Genomic DNA, 21002 nt, shown 5'->3' with positions numbered 1-21002 from the left:
CCGCTGCCATTCCTGCCAGCTAGCGCGTCAGTATCAAGCCCAGCCAGTAACACACCAGACAGGCCACATATGTCACCAACAGCGGAAGAAACTGCTGGCCAAACAAAAGGGCTGCCGCAAAAAACAGCCCTACGGTCAATCCAAGTTTTCCCAACTCGCCGAAGTAGAAGGCCCGGGCCATCGCCGAAGCCCGAACTTCAGCCCGACGCGGCAGCATCCATAGCGCCATCCACAACCCCGGCAGGATCGCGACGATCGCGCCGAAGAATGCGGCCATTCCCGATCGCGTCCCGTCGAGCGCGCCGAACACGGCAGCGAAAACCAGGCCGGTCAGAAACTGCCCGCCCAATATGGCCCCTGCTAGGCGCATATTGCGCAGACGTGGCCGATTCACCACTACGGGAACCCCCCACCGCGGCACCCGGTTGACGCACATTCTCCTCGCGACAACCAAGGCGTTCGGCGGACTATAGACAAAGCAAAATCGAAGGTCAATGTTCTTGAGAACGCTTGTTATTTACATTGATTTCCAGAGTCGGCTATTTCAGCCGCTCCAGAAGCGCGTCGAGCTCGCCGGCGCTGGCATAGTCGATCACGACCCGGGCGCGACCGCCGCGCTGAGCGCGCACGGTGACCTTGGCGCCAAGGCTGTCTCCGAGCGCGCGCTCGAAGCGCACGAGCCGGTTGCTCTGCCGCGGCGCGGCCTGTTCTTCATGCTCGGCCATTGCCGATGCCACCAGCGCCTCGGTCTGGCGGACGGTCAACTGACGCGCCGCCACACGCGCGGCGAGATCAGCCTGAAGCGCAGCCGGGGCGCCGAGCAGTGCCCGCGCGTGCCCCATCTGGATATCGCCGGCCCGCAGCAGCGCCTGGGCTTCATGGACGAGCTCGGACAGGCGCAGCAGGTTGGAAACACTCGCGCGCGAGCGCCCGACGGCCTCGGCACAGGCGGCATGCGTAAGCCCGCATTCCTCGATCAGCCGCCTTAGCGCGGCCGACTCCTCCAGCGGGTTCAGATCCTCGCGCTGGATGTTCTCGATGAGGGCAACGGCCATGGCGGTTTCGTCGGCCAGCTCGCGCACCACCACGGGCACACTGGTCAATTCGGCGATCCGCGCGGCGCGCCAGCGCCGTTCGCCGGCCACGATCTCGTAGCCGTCGCCGGTCGCCCGTACGACCAGCGGCTGAATGATGCCTTGGGTACGGATCGACTGCGCCAGGGCCTCGAGCGCGTCGGCGTCCATGTCCCGCCGCGGCTGGTAGCGGCCCGGCCGGAGCGCATCGAGCTCGAGCTCGATCAGCTCGGAGGCGGCCGGCGTCGCGTCGTCGAAGTCCTTGCTCAGCAGGGACTCCAGACCGCGACCCAGCCCTCGTTTTTTCTGTGCCATAAGGTTCGTCGTCTGTTGAGCGCTAACCGGAACTGCGACGGCCGCGACGGCCGAACAGCGCCGAGACGGCCCGCCGGGCGCCGCCGGTGGGCGCTGCCACCACCTCGGCATCGTCGCGCCCCAGGATTTCGGCGGCCAGTGCGCGATAAGCGGCCGCACCCGAAGCGCCGTTATCGTACTGCATGATCGGCAGCCCGTGGCTGGGCGCCTCGGCCAGACGCACGTTACGCGGAATCACGGTCTTGTAGACGGCGTCGCCGAAGTAATCGTGCAGCTGGGCCGACACGTCGCCGGTCAGGCGGTTGCGCGGGTCGTGCATGGTCATGAGCACGCCTTCGATGATCAGCTGGGGATTCATCATCCGACGTACACTCTCGATAGTTTCCAGCAGCGCCGACAACCCCTCCAGGGCGTAGTACTCGCACTGCATCGGGATGATCACCCCGCGTGCCGCGGCTAGCGCATTGACGGTGAGCATGGACAACGCCGGCGGGCAGTCGATGATGACATAGTCGAAACTGCCCGAGATCTCGCCGAGCGCGTCCTTGAGCGCCAGCCGTCCATTCTTGCGATCACGCAGGCCGACTTCGGCGGCGGTCATGTCGCCGTTGGCGCCGAGCAGATACATGTCGCCGTCGAGCACGACCTGCAGCGCTTCGGCCACGCCCTTGTCGCCGAGCAGAAAATCGCAGACGGTCGCATTCAGCGCATTCTTGTCCACCCCCACACCCATGGTGGCGTTGCCCTGGGCGTCCATGTCCACGAGCAGCACGCGCTGCTCGGCCTCGGCGAGTGCGGCCGCAAGGTTGATGCTGGTCGTGGTCTTGCCGACGCCGCCTTTCTGATTGGCAATGGCGATGATATTGCTCATAGCCGACTATCCTAAAGCACCGCGGGCATCCTGCGCCGCCCCTGCACGGGCGCTGGCGTATTGATTCAGATCAGCCCCGGCTCGAGAACCGCCAGATGGCGCTGCTCGTCGAGACCCGGCACGGTCAACGCGATGGTATCGACATGCCGGAAATCCAGCGGCAAATCGGCCAGTTCCGTGGCCGGGTCGCGCCCCTTCATCAGTAGAAAACGCCCACCCGGAGCGATCAGGTGGCCAGCCAGCCGTGCGCACTCGCCGGCGGCGGCGAACGCCCGGCAGATCACGCAATCGAAGCGTATTGCGGGCGTCCAGCGCTCGACACGCGCCTGCACGACTTCGACGTTGGTCAGGCCAAGACGTCGGCGCGCGTGGCGCAGGAACGCGGCCTTCTTGCCGTTGGTTTCGACCAGGGTGACGGCGAGATCGGTGCGTGCAATGGCCAGCACCAGGCCCGGCAGCCCCGGGCCGCTGCCCACGTCGACCAGCCGACGGCCAGTCACGAAGTCCAGCACGACCAGGCTGTCGAGCAGGTGCCGGGTGACCATGACCAGCGGATCGCGTACGGCGGTGAGGTTGTAGGTGCCGTTCCAGGCGACCAGTTCCTTGAGATAGGCAATCAGCTGAGCCTGGGCGTGCGCATCCACATCGGCCTGCAGGGCCTGAACGCCCGCTTCCAGCCGCTGTTCGCAGGCGCTCCAGTCGGTCATCGCCATGGTCTGACTCCCCGGGCCCGTGTCAGGCGCGGTCTGCGTCGATCTTGCCCCAGGTATCGCGCAGCGCGACGACCCGGTTGAACACTGGCGCACCCGGCGCGTGATCGTAGCGGTCAGTCACGAAATAGCCGATGCGCTCGAACTGCACCCGTGTTTCGGGCGTCACGTCCGCCAGCCCCGGCTCGATCCAGCATCCCCGATGGACGGTCAGCGAAGCCGGGTTCAGGTCGTCGAGGAAATCGCCTGCTCCACGGCCGGGATGGGGCGCGGCGAACAGCCGGTCATATTCCCGCACCAGTGCCTGCTTGCCGTGGCTGGCCGACACCCAGTGGATCACGCCTTTGGGCTTGATGCCGTCGGCCGGGTTGTCGCCGAGCGTGTCGGGATCGTAGGTGCAATGAACTTCGATGATCTCCCCGGCATCGTCGGTCACGATGTCGTTTGCCGTGATCACGTACGCATTGCGCAGGCGTACTTTCTTGCCCAGCACGAGGCGCTTGTACTTCTTGTTGGCCTGTTCGCGGAAGTCCTCGCGCTCGATATAGATCTCGCGGGTGAACGGCAGATGCCGCTCCGGCAGGTCGTCGCGGTTGGGATGACCCGGCGCCGACAGCTGCTCGACGGTGTCGGCATCGACATTGGTGAGGACCAGCTTGAGCGGGTCCATCACGCACATCGCCCGCGCGGCTGCGTGGTTGAGATCGTCGCGCACCGCGGCTTCCAGCACGCTGGCATCGATCACGCCGTCCGAACGCGACACGCCAATGGTCTGGCAGAAACCGCGGATCGCCGCCGGCGTATAGCCGCGACGGCGAATACCGCTGATCGTGGGCATACGCGGATCGTCCCAGCCATCGACGATCCGTTCATCGACCAGACGCTTGAGTTTGCGCTTGCTGGTGATCGTGTAGTTCAGATTGAGCCGGCCGAACTCGGTCTGGACCGGGCGGGCCGGCACGGGCAGATGATCCAGAAACCAGTCGTAGAGCGGGCGGTGATCCTCGAACTCGAGCGTGCAGATCGAATGGGTGACGCCCTCGATGGCATCCGACTGGCCGTGTGCGAAATCGTAGGACGGATAGATACACCACGCATCGCCGGTCTGATGATGCGACGCATGCCGGATCCGATAGATGATCGGGTCCCGCAGATTCATGTTGCCGCTGGCCATGTCGATCTTGGCGCGCAGGGCGGCTTGTCCTTCGGCGAACGCCCCGGTGCGCATCTTCTCGAACGCGGCCAGGTTCTCTGCAACGCTGCGATCACGGTAGGGGCTGTTCTTACCCGGCGTATTCCAGTCGCCCCGGTACGCCCGGGCCTGTTCGGAACTCAGTTCGTCGACATAGGCGTCGCCATTTTCGATCAGGTGCAGCGCATAGTCGTAGAGCGTATCGAAATAGTCGGAGGTAAACCGCACCGCACCGTCCCATTCGAAACCCAGCCAGCGCACATCCGCCTGTATGGCATCGATATATTCCTGATTCTCCTTTTCGGGATTGGTATCGTCGAAACGCAGTCGACAGCGGCCGCCAAAACGCTCGGCCAGGCCGAAATTCAGGCAGATCGACTTGGCATGACCGATATGCAGATAGCCGTTGGGCTCGGGTGGGAACCGGGTTATCACCTCGCCGGCATGCTCGCCGGTCCGGATCTGCTCGGCGATCATTTGGGCGACGAAGTTGGGGCCGGCGTGAGGCGATGAGGCGTGGTCGGTCATACGAGAAGGCTACCGGCGCCGACCCGGAGGTCGAACGCTTGAAGACAAATGAACTGCGCCGGATTATAACGGCTCGGGAGCCTGTGTTTCGGCAAAACCCCCCGGCCGGTGTCAGACCACCCGCCCGGCAATCGGCTCGTTCGCGCCGAGCGCGGCGACGCTGGCCAGCCCCTGGGCGACCATCTCGTCGAAGGCCTGGCTCGACAGACCGCCCGTATGCGGGGTGAACACCACGTTGTCCAGTTCGTGCCAGCCCTCGGGCAGGCCCGGCTCGCCTTCGATCACATCCAGTGCCGCTCCGGCGATCGTGCCCTCGTGCAGCGCCGTCCACAGCGCCGGGGTGTCGACGACGCTGCCCCGCGCCACGTTGATCAGCACGCCCTCACCGCCCAGCGCCGCAAGGACCGTTGCATCGACGATATGGTGCGTCGCCGGCCCACCCGGACAACACAGCACGAGCACGTCGCAGGCGGCGGCCAGCGCACGGGGCGAGTCGGCATAGCAGGCCTGACTGTCCGCGACCTGCCGCCGGGCGTGGTAATGCACCTCGCAGTCGAAGCCGGCCGCGCGACGCGCAATCAGACGCCCGATCTGGCCGAAACCCAGGATACCCACCCGGCGACCGGTCAGCAGCGGATCGAGCCGGCGTACCTCGAGCCAGTGGCCGTCGCGCACGTTGCGATCGTAGACCGGTATCCGGCGTAATAATGCGAGGGTAAGTGCGAGTGCGTGGTCAGCCACGGTCGAGCTGTTCACCCCGCGACCCGCAGCCACCGCGATCCCCCGGCGCTGCGCGGCCTCGGTATCCACGCCGTCATAGCCCACCCCCTGACAGACGATCAGGGCCAGCGATGGCAACGCAGCCATCGCCGCGTCGCTCAGGCCGACCATTCCGTTGGTCCAGACCACGTCAGCGCGCTGACAGACCGGGTCCTCCGCCTGGATTTCATCCGCCTTTCGGACCACCAGTTCGTGACGCTCGGCGATCCGCTGCCGGTAACGCTCGGGAAGATCCACAATTAGCACGATCAACGACATGCGACGGTTCCACACGAAGGCCAGCGGCGAAATTAGCACAGCCGTGCCGTCTCGCCACCACCAGTGACCATTCATTTCGTTCAGTAATTAATTAACGGTTCAGATTGACAACTGCATGCTGCAGTGGTCGCGCGAGGTCTGGACTCGCGCATTCCCTGACGCAGGAGAACCCACATGAACCCGAATGCCTATAGCTCCAAGCCATCAACCAGGCGTATCCGGCAGCGCCTGGGTCTCACCCTGGCGGGCCTTGCGTTGCTGTGTGGCGGCGCCGGTGCCCAGGCGGCCATGAACGTGGAGCTGCCCCATCACGATCGCCATACTGAGCACCGCGCCTACGGACGTCATACCCATTCCGATCGCCACGACCGAGCCCACTACCGCGATCGCCACCACGGCCGTCATGACCGCGACGCCCGACACGACGATCGTCGCGATCCGCGGCATCACGACTGGCGGAACAACCGCGATGGCCGTCATGGCTGGCGCAACCGGGAGGCCCGGCACCAGGATCGGCGTGATCGTCGATACGGCGCATACGAGGCGCGCCGCCACGCCCCGCGCTATACCGGCCACCGGCCGCACGAGGGTGGGCTGTTCGGCCGTTGGTGAGCCGGCCCGGACGTCGCCGGGCCGCTCAGGCGGCGTTCTGCTCGCCGGTCGCCACGCCCGGCTCGTCGAAGCGGAGCACGCCGTCTTCGATCGGTGATTCGACGAGCATCTTACGATCGCGGCGATAGTGATTGAGCACGCGCCAGGGCAGACGATCGCCCTGGCGCGGCAACTTCGCGCTGGCCCGCTTCACATAACCGGCGTTCAGAGAATCCATCACCGAACGATCTTCCGCGATGGCGTCGATAGCGCGCGGGGTCGCACTACGATAGCCGCGCGAGTCCATATGACGAATCAGCCGACACATGTAGGCGGCGGCGATATCGGCCTTGAGCGTCCAGGATGCGTTGGTATAGCCGAAGATGGCGGCCAGATTGGGCAGCCCCTCGACCAGTACACCCTTGTAGGTCATATGTTCGTTCGGGTTCTGCCGCTCGCCGTCCTTGACCAGCTCGATACCCCCGAGCATTTCCATGTTCAGCCCAGTGGCCGACACGATGATATCGGCCTCGATCAGCGTCCCCGATTTCAGCCGGATACCGTTTTCGGTCAGGCAGTCGATCTCGTCGGTGACGATCGACGCCCGGTCCGAGCGCAGGGTCTTGAACAGATCACCGTTGGGCACGACGCACAACCGCTGATCCCAGGGATTGTAGTCGGGGGAAAAGTGGCGCATGTCGACATCCCGGCCGACCTGGGCGCGAACGCTGGCCAGCAGCAGCTTGCGCATGAGTCGCGGGTAGCGCCGACAGACGATATAGATCAGGCGCTGTAGTCCGATGTTGCGCTCACGCGCCATTCGAAACACCCACGACTTGGGCAGAATGCGCTGGAGCTGACTGGATATCGTATCCACCGCCGGCAGCGACAGGATATAGGTCGGCGAACGCTGAAGCATGGTGACATGGGCTGCGTCTTCGGCCATGGCCGGCACCAGCGTAATGGCGGTGGCCCCGCTGCCGATCACCACCACCTTCTTGCCGGAGTAGTCGAGATCCTCCGGCCACTGCTGAGGATGCACGAAACGCCCCTTGAACTCGGCGCGACCCGGAAATTCAGGCGTGAAGCCCTCGTCGTAGCGGTAATAACCGGTGCCGAGCACGAGATACCGACACTGCCAACGCTCGCGCTCACCGTTGGTCTCGGACTCGGTCGTCACAGTCCAGCAGGCCTGGTCGGAGGACCACTGGGCCCGCGTGGTCTTCCGGCCGAAATGGATATGCCGCTCGACGTCGAACTCACGCGCGGTCTCGGCCAGATACTCGCGGATCGACCCGCCGTCCGACAGAATCCGCGGTTCCTGCCACGGCCGGAACCGGTAACCGAAGCTGAACATGTCGGAATCCGAACGGATACCCGGATACCGGAACAGATCCCAGGTACCGCCCAGCGAAGCACGTCGCTCGACGAGAGCGAACGTCTTGTCGGGGCAGGATTCGCGCAGGTGACAGGCCATGCCGATGCCGGAGATTCCGGCCCCGACGATGAGTACGTCCAGCATCTTGGTATCAGCCATGTCTGCAACATTGTCATTGAACAATGGCAGGATTATGCATCACCCGAGCGCATCACGCCAGCCGCCCGGCCGGCAGCTAGCGCCTGCGCGTTCAAAAAAGGTCAGACGGCATGTCCACGCACTGCCAAGACACGCAAGGATGCCGGCGACCCGATATCCGTTCAGCCGGACTTGCGGCGTCGTGCGGTCGACTTGCGGGCCGTATCCGAGGCGGGCCGGCTACTCGGCTCGTCACGGGGTTCACCGTACAAGGCGCGCAGCTCATCGAGCGATTCACCGGCAAACACCGCCAGCCGCTGCAGCGACGGCAGCGTCTCCCGACAGCCCATGAACCCGAAACCCAGCGTATCGGCATAGCCGTGCACAGTGATATTGAGCGCCTGGCCATGGGTGACCAGAGAGGTCGGGTAGAAGGCTTCCATCTCTGCGCCGTGGATGAACAGCGGACCTTCCGGGCCGGGCAGGTTCGACACCGTCACGTTGAACACAGGCCGCGTGCGACCGGCCATGCCACTGACCAGCGACAGGACATAGGGCGCCATCAATGCGACCGTGTACTGCGTGATCGCCGCCGCCGACAGTTTGCCCAGGTTGTACTTGGCATGCCGGGTGGATTGAGCGATCGCGGCCAGCCGTTCTGCCGGATCGTCGATATCGGTCGCCAGGTTGGCCACGATGAAGGTCAGCGCATTGCCGGAAGCCTCGTCGTCGTCGGCCGGACGCACCGACACCGGAATGCCGGCGGTCAGGGGCTTGGCCGGCAGCTCACCGATATCCTTCAGATAACGTCGCAGCCCGCCGCCACAGACCGCAAGCACGATATCGTTGACCGTGACATGCGCGCTCTTGGCCAGCGCACGGAACTCCGACAGCGAATACAGCTGGGTGGCATAACGGCGCTGGGCCTCGATCCGGCCGTTGAGGATCGACGAGGCCGAGGAGAACGGCAGGCCGACGGACCCGCCCTTGCGTCGGGCGGCGTTGAGCATGTCCCGCACGATGCCGCCGAATCCGGGCAACGAGCTGACCTGGTCACGGGCATCGCCCACCAGCTCGGCCACGGCTCGATACAGCCCGGGCCGGACTTCGCTGGGCGGACGTCGACGCCGACGCCGCGGCTCGATCGCCCAGAACGGGGGCCGTGTCGTGTCGCCGGCGTCGTCGCTGAGCGCTCGCGCCAGCAGCTTCATGCCGGCGACACCGTCGATCAGCGAATGATGGACCTTCAGGTACATCGCAAAGCGGTTGTCCTCGAGGCCCTCGATCAGATACGCCTCCCACGGCGGGCGCCGGAAATCCAGCGGATGGCTGTGCAGGCGCGAGGCAAGTTCGCCGAGTTCGCGTTCGCCGCCCGGCGCCGGCAGCGCCGAATGACGAAAATGATATTCGACATCGATCTCGTCGAGCAGCTCCCATTCGGGGGTGACGTTGCTCAGCCGTCCGCCGCTTCTGAGCCGGTGATTCCAGGGCGAGTATGCGCGGGTGAACGAATGATAGTGCTCGACGATGCGACGCGGCAGATCGGCGGGCGCATCGGCCGGCATACGAAAGGTGAGCAGACCGCCGACGTGCATGGGCGCGCGATCGGTTTCCACGTTCAGCCAGGCCGTATCGACCAGATTCAGGCGTTTGGTTTCCATGACCGCAGACTCCTCATCACGTCGCGCCGTCGAACAGCCAGTCTACGCGTTCGCAGGATTATGAAAATGCCTCTTTTATCCGACCCCGCGCACGGTCCGTCAAGAGCGCGTATTCGCGCTGGCCTCGACTGTGACTCGACGCACGACGCACGACGCACGACCGGAGCCCACCGGCGCGAGACACCGCCGGCAGGCGAAAACAGGCCGGATGCGCTAGCCGATGGCGGCGACGATGAACAGCAGCACGGTGCACAGGGTCGCTGCTCCCCAGACCAGACTGCGCGCGGTGGCGCGGTCGCTGATATAGCACCAGCCGTAGACGATGCGGAGGATCACGAACAGCACCGCCAGCAGATTGATCGCGCCGATCGCGCCGCCCGAGATCACGGCGATGATCACGCCGGCGGCGAACGGCGGAAACGCCTCGAACGAATTCAGCTGGGCCCAGTAGGCACGCTGCTGGGCACCTTCGGTCTGCTCGAGCCAGCGACGTGGATAACGATTGGTTTCGAAATCCATCTTCTTGTCGCCACCGAAGAACTTCGCATAGGCGACGAACGCCACCGGCATGAACGCAGCGATCAGTACGCACCAGTAAGCCAGAATCATCTGCATCTCCCCTGCCCGGCCTACAGGCCGTTGTGTTTGTTATGTCACCGATCATAGCGCCTGTTCGGCCCGGCGGCGCAATCGCGGCCGATCAGCGGCCGCGCTGCTCGATCGGCCGGAAGTCGCGCACCGCCGGACCGACATATTCTGCGTTGGGACGGATGAGACGGTTGTCGGCGCGCTGTTCGAAGATGTGCGCACCCCAGCCGGTCAAGCGCGAGATCACGAAGATCGGCGTGAACAGCATCGTCGGGATGCCCAGGAAGTGATACGCCGTGGCATGGTAGAAATCCGCGTTGGGAAACATGCCCTTTTCATCCTGCATGACCTGCTCCAGGCGCTCGGAGATCGCATACAGATTGCGCTTGTACGGGTCGTCGCCGGCAAGCTTTTCCGACCATTCCTTGATGATGGCGTTGCGCGGGTCCCCGGTCTTGTAGACGCGATGCCCGAAGCCCATGATCTTTTCCTTGTCGGCCAGCATCCTCTTCAGACCCGCCTCGGCGTCGTCGGGGTCCTTGAAGGTCTGGATCAGCTCCATGGCCTTCTCATTGGCCCCGCCGTGCAGCGGGCCGCGCAGCGCGCCGATGGCCCCCACTACAGCCGAATAAAAGTCACTCAGCGTTGCCGTGATCACCCGCGCGGTGAACGTCGAGGCATTGAACTCGTGCTCGGCGTAGAGGATCAGCGAGGTGGACATGCAGCGCACTGCGTCCTCGGAGGGCACTTCTCCGTGGAGCAGATGCAGAAAATGCGCGCCGACCTTGTCGTCGTCGGTGTCGACCTCGATCCGCTTGCCGGATTCAACGAAGTGATACCAGTAAAGCAGCATCGAGGGGAACGCCGCCAGCAGCCGATCGGCGACCTCGTGCTGGCGACTCGGATCGTTCTCCTGCTCGATGGTACCGAGCACCGAGGCGCCGGTACGCATCACATCCATCGGGTGAGTGTTCGCAGGCAACAACTCGAGTGCGGTCCTGACCGCGTCGGGCAGGCCCCGCATGCCGGCCAAGCGCTGCTTGTAGTCGTCGAGCTGCCCGGCTGTGGGCAGCTCACCGTAGAGCATCAGATAGGCGACTTCCTCGAACTCGGCCTTGGCGGCCAGATCCTGAATCAGATAGCCGCGATAGGTCAGGCCGACGCCCTGCTTTCCGACGGTGCAGATCGCCGTCTTGCCGGCGGTCACACCGGCCAGGCCGGCGCTGTTCTCGGTCTTGCTCATCGTATCGCTCCTCGAAAACGTGCTGCGGTCGACCTCGACGACCGGTGCGGGTTTGCTCAGGCGTTGATATCGACGACCGTACGGCCGGTGTTCTCGCCGGCCATGATCTTGTCACACACACCGAAGACCTCGGCCAGACCCACGGTTTCGGCGGCGATGGTCTGTAGATGGGCAGGCTTGTGCTCACCGGCCAGCTGGGCCCAGATCTGCTCGCGCCACGCCTGCGGGCACTCCACCGAATGAACGCCAAGCAGCGAGACGCCGCGCAGAATGAACGGCATCACCGTCGTGGACAGTTTCGGCCCGCCGGCCAGCCCGATCGCGGCAACGTTGCCATAGGGCTGGATCTGGGCACAGATGTTGGCCAGCAGATCGGCACCGACCGAGTCGATGGCGCCGGCGTAGACCGGCTTGCCCAGCGGCTTGCCCTCCAGATCGAGCGCATCGGGCGTGATGACGTTGGTCGCGCCCAGCTTCTTGAGGAAATCGCCTTCGGCGTCGGCCTTGCGGGAGACGGCGGTCACTTCATAGCCGCGCCGTGCCAGCAGGTCGACAGCGAACATGCCCACACCGCCGGTTGCACCGGTGACCAGGACCGGCCCGTCGGCGGGCGTCTGGAAATTGTCTTCCATGCGCTTGATCGCCATGCCGGCAGTAAAGCCCGCCGTGCCCAGCGCCATGGTTTCCCACAGGCTCAGCCCGTCCGGGCGCTTGATCACCAGATCACCCGGCACGCGCACATATTCGGCCAGACCGCCGTCGCGGGTCTCGCTCAAGAACCAGCCGGTCACCACGACTTCGTCGCCCGGCGCGAAGCGATCGTCATCGCTTTCCTCGACCACACCGGCCACGTCGATGCCGGCGTTGAGCGGCCGTTTGCGGGCAATCTTGCCCTTGCCCGTGATCGCCAGCGCATCCTTGAAGTTGAGCGAGGAGTACTGCGACCGAATGACGACATTGCCGTCGGACAGGTCTGCGATCTCCATGTCGGTGATATCGGCGGAGGTGCCGTTGTCGGTGTCAACAATCCGGATGGCTTTCATTATTGCGGTTTCCACGTTCGAGTGTGAGTGCCGCGTTGTACCATAACGAACGCCTGTTCGGCAGCCGCTTGAGCCGTTCGGCCGGCCGGCGTAGGCTCTTGCCGACTCTTTCTCAACCTTTTTTGGAAACACAATGAGCGACAATGTGTACAAGTCGGTCGAGCTGACCGGTTCTTCGGAAACCAGCCAGGAAGACGCCGTACGCAAGGCCATCTCCGAGGCCTCGAAGACCATCAAGCAGATGCGCTGGTTTCAGGTCACCGGCACCCGCGGTCATATCGAAAACGGCGAGATCGCGCACTGGCAGGTCACGGTCAAGGTCGGGTTCACGCTCGAAGACTGATGGCCGACCAGCCAAGCGCATGGCAGGGTACGCTGGATCGCGCCGATCTGGTCGAGTCACGCGTGCCCGCCGACCCGCTGGCGTTGTTCGCCGACTGGTACGACCATGCCCGGAACTCGGGCATGGTCGAGCCCACCGCGATGACGCTGGCCACGGTGGACGCCGACGGCAATCCGTCGGCGCGCATCGTGTTGCTCAAGGGCTTCGATATCGACGGCTTCAGGTTCTATACCAATTACGACAGCCGCAAGGGGCGGGCCCTGGCCGCACACCCGCGCGCAGCCCTGGTGTTCTGGTGGGAACGCTGCGAACGTCAGGTACGCGTTACCGGCCGGGTTCGCAAGCTCGACGCCGATACCTCGAACGCCTATTTCGAGAACCGTTCGCGCGGCAGCCGTCTCGGTGCCCATGCCTCGCCGCAGAGCCGCGTGCTGGCAGGCCGCGACGAACTCGAACAGCGGCTGGCCGAAACCGAGGCACGTTTCGCCGGTCGCGCGGTCGAACGCCCCGAACACTGGGGTGGCTACGCGCTCGTACCCGATGCGATCGAATTCTGGCAGGCCCGACGCAGCCGGCTTCACGATCGCCTGCAGTACGTGCGCGATGCGCACGACGACCACTGGCAAATCGAGCGCCTGGCCCCTTGATCGCCGCCACGTCGGACGGCAGGCTTGATATCGATTACGCGCGTCCGCGCCTACCGGATAACTTAACGCCATGAAGATGTGTCGATCGTTCGCGCTGGGCCTTATCGCCGCGCTACTCACGAGCCTGAGCGTTGTAGCGCCCTCGATCGCGGCGGTCTACGACATGCCACCGGACAACTCCGATCTGGTCGGCGAACTGCAGCACATCAAGACCAAGGAGTCCGACACCTTCGTCAAGCTGGCACGTCAGTACAACGTGGGCTATCGCGAGCTGCGCCTGGCCAACCCCGATGTCGACCCGTGGCTGCCCGGCGAGGGCACGCCCATGGTCATCCCCACGCGCTATGTGCTGCCGGATGCACCGCGTCGCGGGCTGGTCATCAATATTCCCGAAATGCGGGTGTACTACTTCCCGCCCAAGGGGCACAAGTACGCCGGCAAGGTCGTCACCTACCCGCTGGGCATCGGCCGCGAGGGCTGGTCGACCCCGCTGGGCAAGACCACCGTAGTGCGCAAGAAAGCCGACCCCACCTGGACACCGCCGAGTTCCATCCGCGCCGAGCACGCCAAGGCCGGCGATCCGCTGCCCGCGGTGGTGCCTGCCAGCCCGGACAACCCCCTGGGTCAGCACGCGCTGTATCTCGGCATGCCCTCCTACCTGCTGCATGGCACCAACAAGCCGGCCGGTATCGGGCTCAAGGTCTCGCACGGCTGTATTCGTCTCTACCCGGAGGACATCGCGGCGCTGTTCTCGATGGTCGATCCCGGTACGCCGGTGAATATCATCAGTCAGCCGTACAAGATCGGCTGGGAAGGCAGCACGCTGTATATCGAATCGCATCCGCCGGATGCCAACGGCGATGCGCCCGTGCGTTCGTACACGCCCTGGGTCGAGGAACTGATTGCCGCGACCAAGAGCCACGGCAACGCCCCGGTGGACTGGGACCGTGCCCAGAAGGTCGTCGAGACCGCCGACGGCATACCCGAACCGATCGGCGTGCGCGTCGGCGCGAACTAGGGCCGGCCGAGGCTTTTTCTCAGACCGTGTTCCGTCCGAGTCCGTGATCCGAGTGCGCCCCCGGCGTCGGCGCGGGCCGAGGCCGGTGTATTCGCACGATGGCCGGGCGTGTTCCGGCTCGCCTCAGCCCGCTGCGCCAACCAGGCGCGGCGGCGTGCCCAGACGCTCGCGGCAGCTGCCCAGACAGCGCTCGATCGCGCCGGCGGCAGCCAGCAACGCCGGCTCCTGCCAGGGCCGCGCCATCAGCATCAGCCCCACGGGCAGGCCGGCACGATCCCGGCCAACCGGCAGGGTGAGCGCACACAGGCCGAACAGGTTGGCGATACAGGTATTGCGCAACGCGCGCACGTTGCAGCGCGCATAGTCGTCGCCCGCGACCACGTCAGCCCGGCGTGGCGGCGTCACGGCCACGGTGGGCACGGCGAGCATATCGACCGAGGCCAGCCGGTCGGCGGCCTCGGCGCCCAGGCGGCCGAATCGCTGTTTGCGCGCGAGATATTCGGTGGCCGACAGGTCTGCGCCGGCATCCAGCCGCCGCCGGACGATCGGATCGAGGGTATCGATCCATTCCGGCAGTTCGCGCGACAGGAACGTGTGGAGTTCCGGCGGCACCAGTCCGCCTTCGCAAAAGCAGGCGAATGCCGCCTCGACGCCGCCGAGTTCGAGCGTCTGTCGACGGGCGCCGGCTTGCTCGAGTTCTTCGAGCGCGCAGGTGACGGTTTCGGCTACGCCGGCATCGCAGTCGTCCCAGAAGAAGCCGTCGGGCACGCCGATGCGTAGACCGGCGACCTCGGCGCGTTCCGGCACGGGCGTACCATCGAACGCGCCGAAGGCATAGGTCATGTCTGCCACCGTGCGCGTAAGCAGCCCCGCGGTATCCAGCGAAGGGCTCAGCGGCACGATGCCTTCCAGCGACCAGCGCCCGTGCGTGGTCTTGAGCCCGACCTGGCCGGTCATGCTCGCCGGTACGCGCACCGAGCCGGCGGTATCGGTGCCCAGTGCGACCAGCGCCGAGCCGGTGGCGAGGCTGACACCCGCACCGGCGCTGGAGCCGCCGGGTACGCGTTCGGCAGCGACATCCCAGGGGTTGATGGGCACCGGCCAGTGTGGGTTGGTGCCGAGCCCGCCATAGGCGAACTCCACCGTATGGGTCTTGCCGGTGACGATCGCCAGCTCGCGCGACAAGCGCCGGACCATCGGTCCCGGCCGCTGCCAGGGATCGGGCAACGCGCGCGGCGAGCCGGCAAAGATATCCATACCGGCGACGCCGTAGATATCCTTCACCGAGCAGGGCATGCCCTGCAATGGCCCGGTATCGTGTCCGCACTCGAACGCACGCGCAGCCAGATCCGCCTGAGCGGCCAGCCCCGGCCCGGCCCAGTAGCGATAGGCATCCAGCGAACGTGCATGCCGGGCGTAATTGGCCTGACACTGCTCGATCACCTGACGCGGGCTCAGCGCGCCGTTTCGATAATCGGCCGCAATACCGGCCAGGGTGAAGTCATCGAGATTCATGCCGCTATCCTGACGGGATCGACCCCGCATCGCCAGCCGGGCGTGCGAGCCGCCGCCAGGACGGCGGCCCAAAAAAAACCCCGCACCAGGCGGGGTTTTTTCGCTGACCCTAGCCGGGCCATGCAGGACTCGCGTGCGCTTACTTGCGCTGCGAGGACTCGAACATGCGCTCGATGCGCTGCGAGTTCGCCTGCGACATGGACTTGGCTTCCTGAGCGGTCTGCATGGCACGGTTGGCCGTACGCTGCGCTTCGTTGGCCGTCGTCTGGGCCGACTCCGCCTTGCGCATGGCCTGGTCGATCTGGGACTGGGTCGCGTCCCCATTGCTCGCGCAGCCAGCCGCCGCAGCGACAACGCCAATCACGAACGCGGATTTCAGCAGCGTTTTGGTCATAATCAAAACTCCTGTTTCTTTTCGAAGAATCGCCGGAAAACGCCCGGCAGCGTCAGATAAATTATCACAGCCGCATCAGTTTGTAGATTACGTGCAAAACACAGACTTGCCCGGCGGCGCACAATCAGGCGAGCATTCGCAGCCCACGACGCCGATCGACCATTCTGGCGAGCACGAGACCGATGAGCGACGACCTGATCCTGTTCGAAGAACGCGAAGCCGCCACCGGCAAGCGCCTGGCGCTGGTGACCCTCAACAATCCGGCGGCGTTGAACGCCTTGACGCTCGACATGCTCGAGCCGCTCTACCGCCAGCTGCTGGCCTGGGATGCCGATACCGATATCGCCTGTATCGTGATCCGCTCGGCCGATACTCGCGCCTTCTGTGCCGGCGGCCATATCGTGGCGCTCTATAAAAGCATGACCGGCCAGGGCGATCCGGATTATCCGAGCCGGTTTCTCACGCTGGAGTACCGCCTCTGTCATGCCATTCACATGCTTTCCACGCCCTGTCTGGCCTGGGGACACGGGCTGGTCATGGGCGGTGGCATGGGCGTGTTCTCGGGCGCATCACACCGCGTGGTGACCGAAACCTCGGCGCTGGCCATGCCCGAAATCAGGATCGGGCTGTTCCCCGACTGTGGCGCGACCTGGTTTTTCAATCGCATGCCACCGCGTCTCGGCCTGTTTGTGGCGCTGACCGGCGCAACCCTGGCCGGCGAAGATGCGCTGGTCGCCGGCCTGGCCGACCGTGCCATCGAACACGCCGCCCATGACGAAGTGCTGGCCGCCCTGGCACGAATCGACGACTGGAGCGCGCCGCATAGCGCTGTGTCGCGTGTGCTACGGCGCTTCTCCCAGGAACGCCCGCCGACACTGGCCGAGTCGCGGCTCCTGGCCCATGCCGCGACCATCCGCGAGGCCACCGATGCCGCCACGCTCGCGGGCATCGTAAGCAGCATCCGCAAGCTGGTGGCCAGCGACGACCCCTGGCTGGCTGAATCCGCGGCCAACCTTGACGGTGGCTGTCCGGTCAGTGCGCATCTCATCGCTCGCCAGCTGCGCGACGGACGCTATCTGTCGCTCAAGCAGGCCGTCATGCGCGAATTGCGGATGGCGCTGCAGTGCTGTCGCCATCCCGATTTCGCCGAGGGCGTACGCGCCCTGCTCGTGGACAAGGATCGCCAACCTCATTGGCATTTCGAATCGGTCTCCGAAGTCCCGGCCGACTATGTCGACGCCCATTTTCGAGCCCCCTGGGACGGCGATCATCCGCTCAAGGACTTACCGGACGTCAAACCCTGAGCGGCCGGGCCCGTCTTTGCCGGCGCACAACGCGCACCGGGCGACGTCAGCGGCCGTGACCCAGGCCGGCTCGACGGCTTGTGACGACAGCCGGCCGCAGGGCGGTCCACGGGTGCTCGCGGCAGGCTGAACGGCCGCCGGTGATCCATCGGCTACGGCGGCCGGAATGCGCAGCCACCGGCAGCGCCCGTCGATCCACGGGGTGAATGCCCGTAGCCGGCCAACGCCGGAGCCTATGACGAACAGCTGAGCACCAGTCCGCGTGCCCAGTCGGGCGGTAGTCTGGCGTAGGCCTCGTATTCGGGCTGTTCGTCGAACGGGTGGCGCAGCACCGCGTGCAATCGCTCGATCTCCGCGGTATCGCCCTCGGCGGCGCGATCGATCGCGTTCTGGGCCAGATAATTGCGCAGGATGAACTTGGGGTTGGTCAGCGCCATGCGCTCGGCCCGCGGCGCGTCGTCGGCGTCGGTCTGGCCAAGCCGTGCCCGCCAGTCGGCCAGCCATGCCGAGGCGGCCGCGCGATCGGCAAATTCATCCACGAACGGCGCATCGACGGCCTGCGGGGCGGCCGAGACATGACCGAGCGCCCGGAATGTACGGGTGAAATCGGCGCCGTCACGCGCCATCGTCCTGAGCAGCGATTCGATAAGCGCACGGTCGGCATCGCGTTCATCGAGCAGGCCGAGCTTGGCACGCATACGTGCCATGTAGGCACGGTCGTAGTGCTGGCGATAACGCGTTAGCAACTGTTGCCCCATGGCCACCGCGTCGTCGGGCACGCCCGACAGCAAGGGCAGCACCGACTGCACGAACCGGCCCAGATTCCAAAGCCCGACATGGGGCTGCTGATCATAGGCATAGCGGCCGGCCTGATCGGTGTGATTGCAGATCCAGCCCGGATCGAAGCTGTCCATGAAGCCGTACGGGCCATAGTCGAGCGTCAGCCCCAATACCGACATGTTGTCGGTATTGAGCACGCCGTGACAGAAACCCACCGCCTGCCAGTCGGCGATAAGCTCGGCGGTGAGTTCGATGACCCGCTCGATCCAGGCCTTGTGCCGGTCTCGCTCGTCGTCGATATCGGCCAGCTGCGGGAAATGGCCTTCGATGACGTGGTCGGCCAGGGGCGCTAGATCGTCGAAGCGACGGCCTTCGAACAGCAGCTCGAAGCTGCCGAAGCGCACGAGACTCGGTGCGACCCGGGTCATGACCGCGGCGGTCTCCACGGTTTCCCGATACACCGGATCGTCGCTGCCGACGATGGCCAGCGCACGCGTGGTGGGAATGTTCAGCGCAGCCAGCGCCTCGCTGGCCAGATACTCCCGCACCGCCGAGCGCAGCACCGCACGCCCGTCGGCAAAGCGGGAAAACGGCGTCTTACCGGCCCCCTTGAGCTGAATCTCGTATCGCTCGCCACGGCTGTTGCGAATGTCGCCGAGCGTAATCGCACGGCCATCGCCGAGCTGGCCTGCCCATACGCCGAACTGATGGCCGCCGTAGCGATGCGAGACCGGCGCCGCGCCTGGCGGCACCTGATTGCCCGACAGCACCTGGGCATAACCACTGGCGCGCGCGGCGTCGCCATCGATATCCAGCAGCGCGGCGACATCGTCGTTGAACACGATCGGATACGGCGAACCCAGCGGACTGGGCTGCTGGGCGAAAAACCACGGCTCGCCCAGCGCGGCCTGTCGATTGACCCATGCCAGGTCGAACACATCGGTCTTGGAACAGGAATCGGCAGTATCGCTCATGTCTTCAACATGGCGACGATCAGCCGCGGGTGCAAGCGTTCGGCCGCCAGGCTAACGATCCTCGTCGGCCGGCTGGCAATAGGTGGCGGCCGGATCGCCGGTGCCGTCCTGGATCTGTACCTGGCGCGAGTCCGGTCGCTGCCGGCATTCGGCCTGCTCGCGCTGTCGCTCGGCGCTCAGCCGACGCTGCTCGTTTTCATAGGTCTCGCGGGCATTCTGCAGGCGCTGGATATCGGTGGACAGCAGATCACGGTCGCTCTGCGGGGCGCCGCCGCTACGATCGGGCGCGCCGACGGCTTCGAATGCGTCAATCGGCTCGTCGAGCGGGCCGACGCTGCGCGGCTCCGGCTGGCTGATGACACAGCCGCCGGCCAGGAAACTCAGACACAGCGCGGCAGCCTGCGCGCCTCGGGTGCATCGACCCTTCATGGCATTTCCCCCAAGTTGTAGACCGCTTCAGTCTAGAACAAAACCCGCGTGGCGGCATGCTGTTGCACCGTCGCGAAACCTCTCCAGCAGGGTGCAACGAGCGCAGGCCGCACAGGCAAACCACCCGGGTGAAAACCGTCCTTCGACCGAAACAGAATACCGGCGCCTGTATTGCTCCGCGTCGGGGTCATCCACCGAGCCCGTACGGTGTAACCGCTGGCTCTGCGCAAGCGCGGCCAAACGCGATAGCATGCGCGCAAAATCGCACCTGCCCTGTCTCATGCAGAGTCTTCACGTCGACCGGATCTTCGAAACCGACGCCGCCACCGCCTTCGATGTGATTGCCGATCACGCCGGCTACGCCAGGCTGCCCGGCATACGTTCGGCAGAGCTGCGCGTCGAAGGCCACCCGGAGCGCAACGGCGTCGGCGCCGAACGCGTGCTGCGCCTGCCCGGTGCGACGTTCGTCGAGCGAATCACCGAATATCGTCCCGGCGTATCGATGGCCTATCGCATCATCGAATCGCCGCTGCCGATCGAGCATATCGGTGCGCGTCTGCTCATCGAGCCGCTCGGCCAACAGGGCGCACGCTGTCGGGTGCACTGGACATCGCGTCTGCGGGCCACCACCCGAGTTGCGACAACCCCGGTGGAGATCGCCATTGCTCGTCAGATGGCAATCGGCTATGCCCTCGCGCTGCGCGTATGGGCCCGGCGGTTGCGCTAGCGCCCGCCGTACGTACCGATCACGGCTGATCTGTCCGGCCCGCCGCATTCTGCTGGCGCAGCGCGTCGCGTATTTCGGTCAGCAGCAGTTCTTCCTTGGAGGGCGCCGGCGGCGCGCTCGGTGCTTCGGCTTCCTTGCGCTTGAGCGAATTGATGGCGCGTACCACCACGAAGATCGCGAAAGCGACGATGATGAAGCTGATGATCGTCTGAATGAACAGGCCGTAATTCAACGTCACCGCAGGCGTATCGCCGGCCGCCTGGCGCAACGTCAGGCTCAGGTTGGAGAAATCGACCCCGCCGATCAGGATGCCCAGCGGCGGCGAAATGATATCGGCGACCAGCGACGATACGATCTTGCCGAACGCCGAGCCGATGACCAGACCCACGGCCAGATCGATGACATTGCCGCGCACGGCAAATGCCTTGAATTCGCCTAGAAAGCTCATGACAAACCCCTGTTGCGGTCCACGCGACCACGCTCAAGATAGCGCTAGTCACCG

At 65.2% G+C, this 21002-nt stretch carries 22 protein-coding genes; 5 read left to right on the top strand and 17 right to left on the bottom strand.

The window, feature by feature from the left end:
- Nucleotides 1–19: 19 nt before the first annotated feature.
- The 12 genes from T31B1_RS03200 to T31B1_RS03145 all read right to left on the bottom strand — a co-directional run bounded on the left by T31B1_RS03200 (nucleotide 20) and on the right by T31B1_RS03145 (nucleotide 12369).
- Nucleotides 20–370 (bottom strand): ATP synthase subunit I, encoded by a 351-nt coding sequence (locus T31B1_RS03200; RefSeq protein ID WP_353248733.1) that lies wholly within the window; start codon nucleotides 368–370, stop codon nucleotides 20–22.
- Between the two features lie 169 nt (nucleotides 371–539).
- Nucleotides 540–1388, bottom strand: coding sequence for a ParB/RepB/Spo0J family partition protein (locus T31B1_RS03195; RefSeq protein ID WP_353248013.1), 849 nt, complete (start codon nucleotides 1386–1388; stop codon nucleotides 540–542).
- 22 nt (nucleotides 1389–1410) lie between these two features.
- Nucleotides 1411–2259 carry a ParA family protein gene (locus T31B1_RS03190; RefSeq protein ID WP_353248012.1) on the bottom strand — a complete coding sequence of 283 codons (849 nt, stop codon included), beginning with the start codon at nucleotides 2257–2259 and terminating at the stop codon, nucleotides 1411–1413.
- Between the two features lie 65 nt (nucleotides 2260–2324).
- Nucleotides 2325–2972 (bottom strand): 16S rRNA (guanine(527)-N(7))-methyltransferase RsmG, encoded by a 648-nt coding sequence (rsmG, locus tag T31B1_RS03185; protein WP_353248011.1) that lies wholly within the window; start codon nucleotides 2970–2972, stop codon nucleotides 2325–2327.
- 22 nt (nucleotides 2973–2994) lie between these two features.
- The gene (locus T31B1_RS03180) at nucleotides 2995–4689 is read right to left on the bottom strand and encodes a glutamine--tRNA ligase/YqeY domain fusion protein (protein ID WP_353248010.1); all 1695 of its coding nucleotides are present in this window, start codon (nucleotides 4687–4689) and stop codon (nucleotides 2995–2997) included.
- 111 nt (nucleotides 4690–4800) lie between these two features.
- Nucleotides 4801–5727 carry an NAD(P)-dependent oxidoreductase gene (locus T31B1_RS03175; RefSeq protein WP_353248009.1) on the bottom strand — a complete coding sequence of 309 codons (927 nt, stop codon included), beginning with the start codon at nucleotides 5725–5727 and terminating at the stop codon, nucleotides 4801–4803.
- Nucleotides 5728–5931: 204 nt separating this feature from the next.
- A complete protein-coding gene (locus T31B1_RS03170; protein WP_353248008.1) occupies nucleotides 5932–6282 on the bottom strand; it encodes a hypothetical protein in 351 nt (116 codons plus the stop codon).
- An 82-nt stretch (nucleotides 6283–6364) separates the two neighbouring features.
- Nucleotides 6365–7855: a flavin-containing monooxygenase gene (locus T31B1_RS03165; RefSeq protein ID WP_353248007.1), complete on the bottom strand. Its 1491-nt coding sequence runs from the start codon at nucleotides 7853–7855 to the stop codon at nucleotides 6365–6367.
- Nucleotides 7856–8016: 161 nt separating this feature from the next.
- Entirely contained in the window at nucleotides 8017–9495 is a 1479-nt protein-coding gene (locus T31B1_RS03160; RefSeq protein ID WP_353248006.1) for a WS/DGAT/MGAT family O-acyltransferase, read from the bottom strand.
- 213 nt (nucleotides 9496–9708) lie between these two features.
- On the bottom strand, nucleotides 9709–10104 hold the full coding sequence (locus T31B1_RS03155) for an MAPEG family protein (RefSeq protein WP_353248005.1): 396 nt from the start codon (nucleotides 10102–10104) through the stop codon (nucleotides 9709–9711).
- 91 nt (nucleotides 10105–10195) lie between these two features.
- Nucleotides 10196–11326 (bottom strand): bifunctional 2-methylcitrate synthase/citrate synthase, encoded by a 1131-nt coding sequence (gene prpC, locus T31B1_RS03150; protein ID WP_353248004.1) that lies wholly within the window; start codon nucleotides 11324–11326, stop codon nucleotides 10196–10198.
- Between the two features lie 56 nt (nucleotides 11327–11382).
- A complete protein-coding gene (locus T31B1_RS03145) occupies nucleotides 11383–12369 on the bottom strand; it encodes a YhdH/YhfP family quinone oxidoreductase (RefSeq protein ID WP_353248003.1) in 987 nt (328 codons plus the stop codon).
- Between the two features lie 133 nt (nucleotides 12370–12502).
- Here T31B1_RS03145 and T31B1_RS03140 point away from each other — a divergent pair, with 133 nt between their 5' ends.
- The 3 genes from T31B1_RS03140 (at nucleotide 12503) to T31B1_RS03130 (ending at nucleotide 14377) form a co-directional block, all read left to right on the top strand.
- The gene (locus tag T31B1_RS03140; protein WP_353248002.1) at nucleotides 12503–12712 is read left to right on the top strand and encodes a dodecin; all 210 of its coding nucleotides are present in this window, start codon (nucleotides 12503–12505) and stop codon (nucleotides 12710–12712) included.
- On the top strand, nucleotides 12712–13359 hold the full coding sequence (pdxH, locus tag T31B1_RS03135) for a pyridoxamine 5'-phosphate oxidase (RefSeq protein WP_353248001.1): 648 nt from the start codon (nucleotides 12712–12714) through the stop codon (nucleotides 13357–13359). Before T31B1_RS03140 ends, pdxH begins: the two co-directional genes overlap by 1 nt.
- A 70-nt stretch (nucleotides 13360–13429) precedes the next feature.
- The gene (locus tag T31B1_RS03130) at nucleotides 13430–14377 is read left to right on the top strand and encodes a L,D-transpeptidase family protein (protein WP_353248000.1); all 948 of its coding nucleotides are present in this window, start codon (nucleotides 13430–13432) and stop codon (nucleotides 14375–14377) included.
- Between the two features lie 123 nt (nucleotides 14378–14500).
- Here the strand turns inward: T31B1_RS03130 and T31B1_RS03125 are convergent, their stop codons facing one another.
- Together T31B1_RS03125 and T31B1_RS03120 are read right to left on the bottom strand one after the other, a co-directional pair.
- Complete coding sequence (locus T31B1_RS03125) at nucleotides 14501–15892, bottom strand: amidase (RefSeq protein WP_353247999.1); 1392 nt, start codon at nucleotides 15890–15892, stop codon at nucleotides 14501–14503.
- 139 nt (nucleotides 15893–16031) lie between these two features.
- Nucleotides 16032–16286 carry an Lpp/OprI family alanine-zipper lipoprotein gene (locus tag T31B1_RS03120; RefSeq protein ID WP_353247998.1) on the bottom strand — a complete coding sequence of 85 codons (255 nt, stop codon included), beginning with the start codon at nucleotides 16284–16286 and terminating at the stop codon, nucleotides 16032–16034.
- 182 nt (nucleotides 16287–16468) lie between these two features.
- Here T31B1_RS03120 and T31B1_RS03115 point away from each other — a divergent pair, with 182 nt between their 5' ends.
- Complete coding sequence (locus T31B1_RS03115; RefSeq protein WP_353247997.1) at nucleotides 16469–17590, top strand: enoyl-CoA hydratase/isomerase family protein; 1122 nt, start codon at nucleotides 16469–16471, stop codon at nucleotides 17588–17590.
- 233 nt (nucleotides 17591–17823) lie between these two features.
- On the opposite strand, the gene T31B1_RS03110 is transcribed toward T31B1_RS03115, so the two are convergent.
- A complete protein-coding gene (locus tag T31B1_RS03110) occupies nucleotides 17824–19344 on the bottom strand; it encodes a protein adenylyltransferase SelO (protein WP_353247996.1) in 1521 nt (506 codons plus the stop codon).
- Nucleotides 19345–19395: 51 nt separating this feature from the next.
- The gene (locus T31B1_RS03105) at nucleotides 19396–19773 is read right to left on the bottom strand and encodes a hypothetical protein (RefSeq protein WP_353247995.1); all 378 of its coding nucleotides are present in this window, start codon (nucleotides 19771–19773) and stop codon (nucleotides 19396–19398) included.
- A 250-nt stretch (nucleotides 19774–20023) separates the two neighbouring features.
- Between T31B1_RS03105 and T31B1_RS03100 the strand changes: the two genes are divergently transcribed.
- Nucleotides 20024–20500, top strand: a complete 477-nt coding sequence (locus T31B1_RS03100; protein ID WP_353247994.1) for an SRPBCC family protein — start codon at nucleotides 20024–20026, stop codon at nucleotides 20498–20500.
- Between the two features lie 19 nt (nucleotides 20501–20519).
- Here T31B1_RS03100 and mscL read toward each other — a convergent pair whose 3' ends face one another.
- Nucleotides 20520–20948 carry a large-conductance mechanosensitive channel protein MscL gene (gene mscL / locus T31B1_RS03095; RefSeq protein ID WP_353247993.1) on the bottom strand — a complete coding sequence of 143 codons (429 nt, stop codon included), beginning with the start codon at nucleotides 20946–20948 and terminating at the stop codon, nucleotides 20520–20522.
- Nucleotides 20949–21002 lie beyond the last annotated feature (54 nt).

The organism is Salinisphaera sp. T31B1 (assembly GCF_040361275.1).
Classification (GTDB): Bacteria; Pseudomonadota; Gammaproteobacteria; order Nevskiales; family Salinisphaeraceae; genus Salinisphaera.
Note: the sequence above shows the minus strand (reverse complement) of the source record. Positions and strands in the feature narration are given on the sequence as shown.

Bases quoted from the DNA above. Each gene is read 5' to 3' on its own strand.
- T31B1_RS03105 (WP_353247995.1), bottom strand. From the start codon at position 19,773: ATGAAGGGTCGATGCACCCGAGGCGCGCAGGCTGCCGCGCTGTGTCTG.
- T31B1_RS03160 (WP_353248006.1), bottom strand. From the start codon at position 9,495: ATGGAAACCAAACGCCTGAATCTGGTCGATACGGCCTGGCTGAACGTG.
- mscL (WP_353247993.1), bottom strand. From the start codon at position 20,948: ATGAGCTTTCTAGGCGAATTCAAGGCATTTGCCGTGCGCGGCAATGTC.
- T31B1_RS03115 (WP_353247997.1), top strand. From the start codon at position 16,469: ATGAGCGACGACCTGATCCTGTTCGAAGAACGCGAAGCCGCCACCGGC.
- rsmG (WP_353248011.1), bottom strand. From the start codon at position 2,972: ATGGCGATGACCGACTGGAGCGCCTGCGAACAGCGGCTGGAAGCGGGC.
- prpC (WP_353248004.1), bottom strand. From the start codon at position 11,326: ATGAGCAAGACCGAGAACAGCGCCGGCCTGGCCGGTGTGACCGCCGGC.
- T31B1_RS03200 (WP_353248733.1), bottom strand. From the start codon at position 370: ATGCGCCTAGCAGGGGCCATATTGGGCGGGCAGTTTCTGACCGGCCTG.
- T31B1_RS03145 (WP_353248003.1), bottom strand. From the start codon at position 12,369: ATGAAAGCCATCCGGATTGTTGACACCGACAACGGCACCTCCGCCGAT.
- T31B1_RS03190 (WP_353248012.1), bottom strand. From the start codon at position 2,259: ATGAGCAATATCATCGCCATTGCCAATCAGAAAGGCGGCGTCGGCAAG.
- pdxH (WP_353248001.1), top strand. From the start codon at position 12,712: ATGGCCGACCAGCCAAGCGCATGGCAGGGTACGCTGGATCGCGCCGAT.
- T31B1_RS03165 (WP_353248007.1), bottom strand. From the start codon at position 7,855: ATGGCTGATACCAAGATGCTGGACGTACTCATCGTCGGGGCCGGAATC.
- T31B1_RS03175 (WP_353248009.1), bottom strand. From the start codon at position 5,727: ATGTCGTTGATCGTGCTAATTGTGGATCTTCCCGAGCGTTACCGGCAG.
- T31B1_RS03180 (WP_353248010.1), bottom strand. From the start codon at position 4,689: ATGACCGACCACGCCTCATCGCCTCACGCCGGCCCCAACTTCGTCGCC.
- T31B1_RS03130 (WP_353248000.1), top strand. From the start codon at position 13,430: ATGAAGATGTGTCGATCGTTCGCGCTGGGCCTTATCGCCGCGCTACTC.
- T31B1_RS03195 (WP_353248013.1), bottom strand. From the start codon at position 1,388: ATGGCACAGAAAAAACGAGGGCTGGGTCGCGGTCTGGAGTCCCTGCTG.
- T31B1_RS03140 (WP_353248002.1), top strand. From the start codon at position 12,503: ATGAGCGACAATGTGTACAAGTCGGTCGAGCTGACCGGTTCTTCGGAA.
- T31B1_RS03110 (WP_353247996.1), bottom strand. From the start codon at position 19,344: ATGAGCGATACTGCCGATTCCTGTTCCAAGACCGATGTGTTCGACCTG.
- T31B1_RS03155 (WP_353248005.1), bottom strand. From the start codon at position 10,104: ATGATTCTGGCTTACTGGTGCGTACTGATCGCTGCGTTCATGCCGGTG.
- T31B1_RS03125 (WP_353247999.1), bottom strand. From the start codon at position 15,892: ATGAATCTCGATGACTTCACCCTGGCCGGTATTGCGGCCGATTATCGA.
- T31B1_RS03120 (WP_353247998.1), bottom strand. From the start codon at position 16,286: ATGACCAAAACGCTGCTGAAATCCGCGTTCGTGATTGGCGTTGTCGCT.
- T31B1_RS03100 (WP_353247994.1), top strand. From the start codon at position 20,024: ATGCGCGCAAAATCGCACCTGCCCTGTCTCATGCAGAGTCTTCACGTC.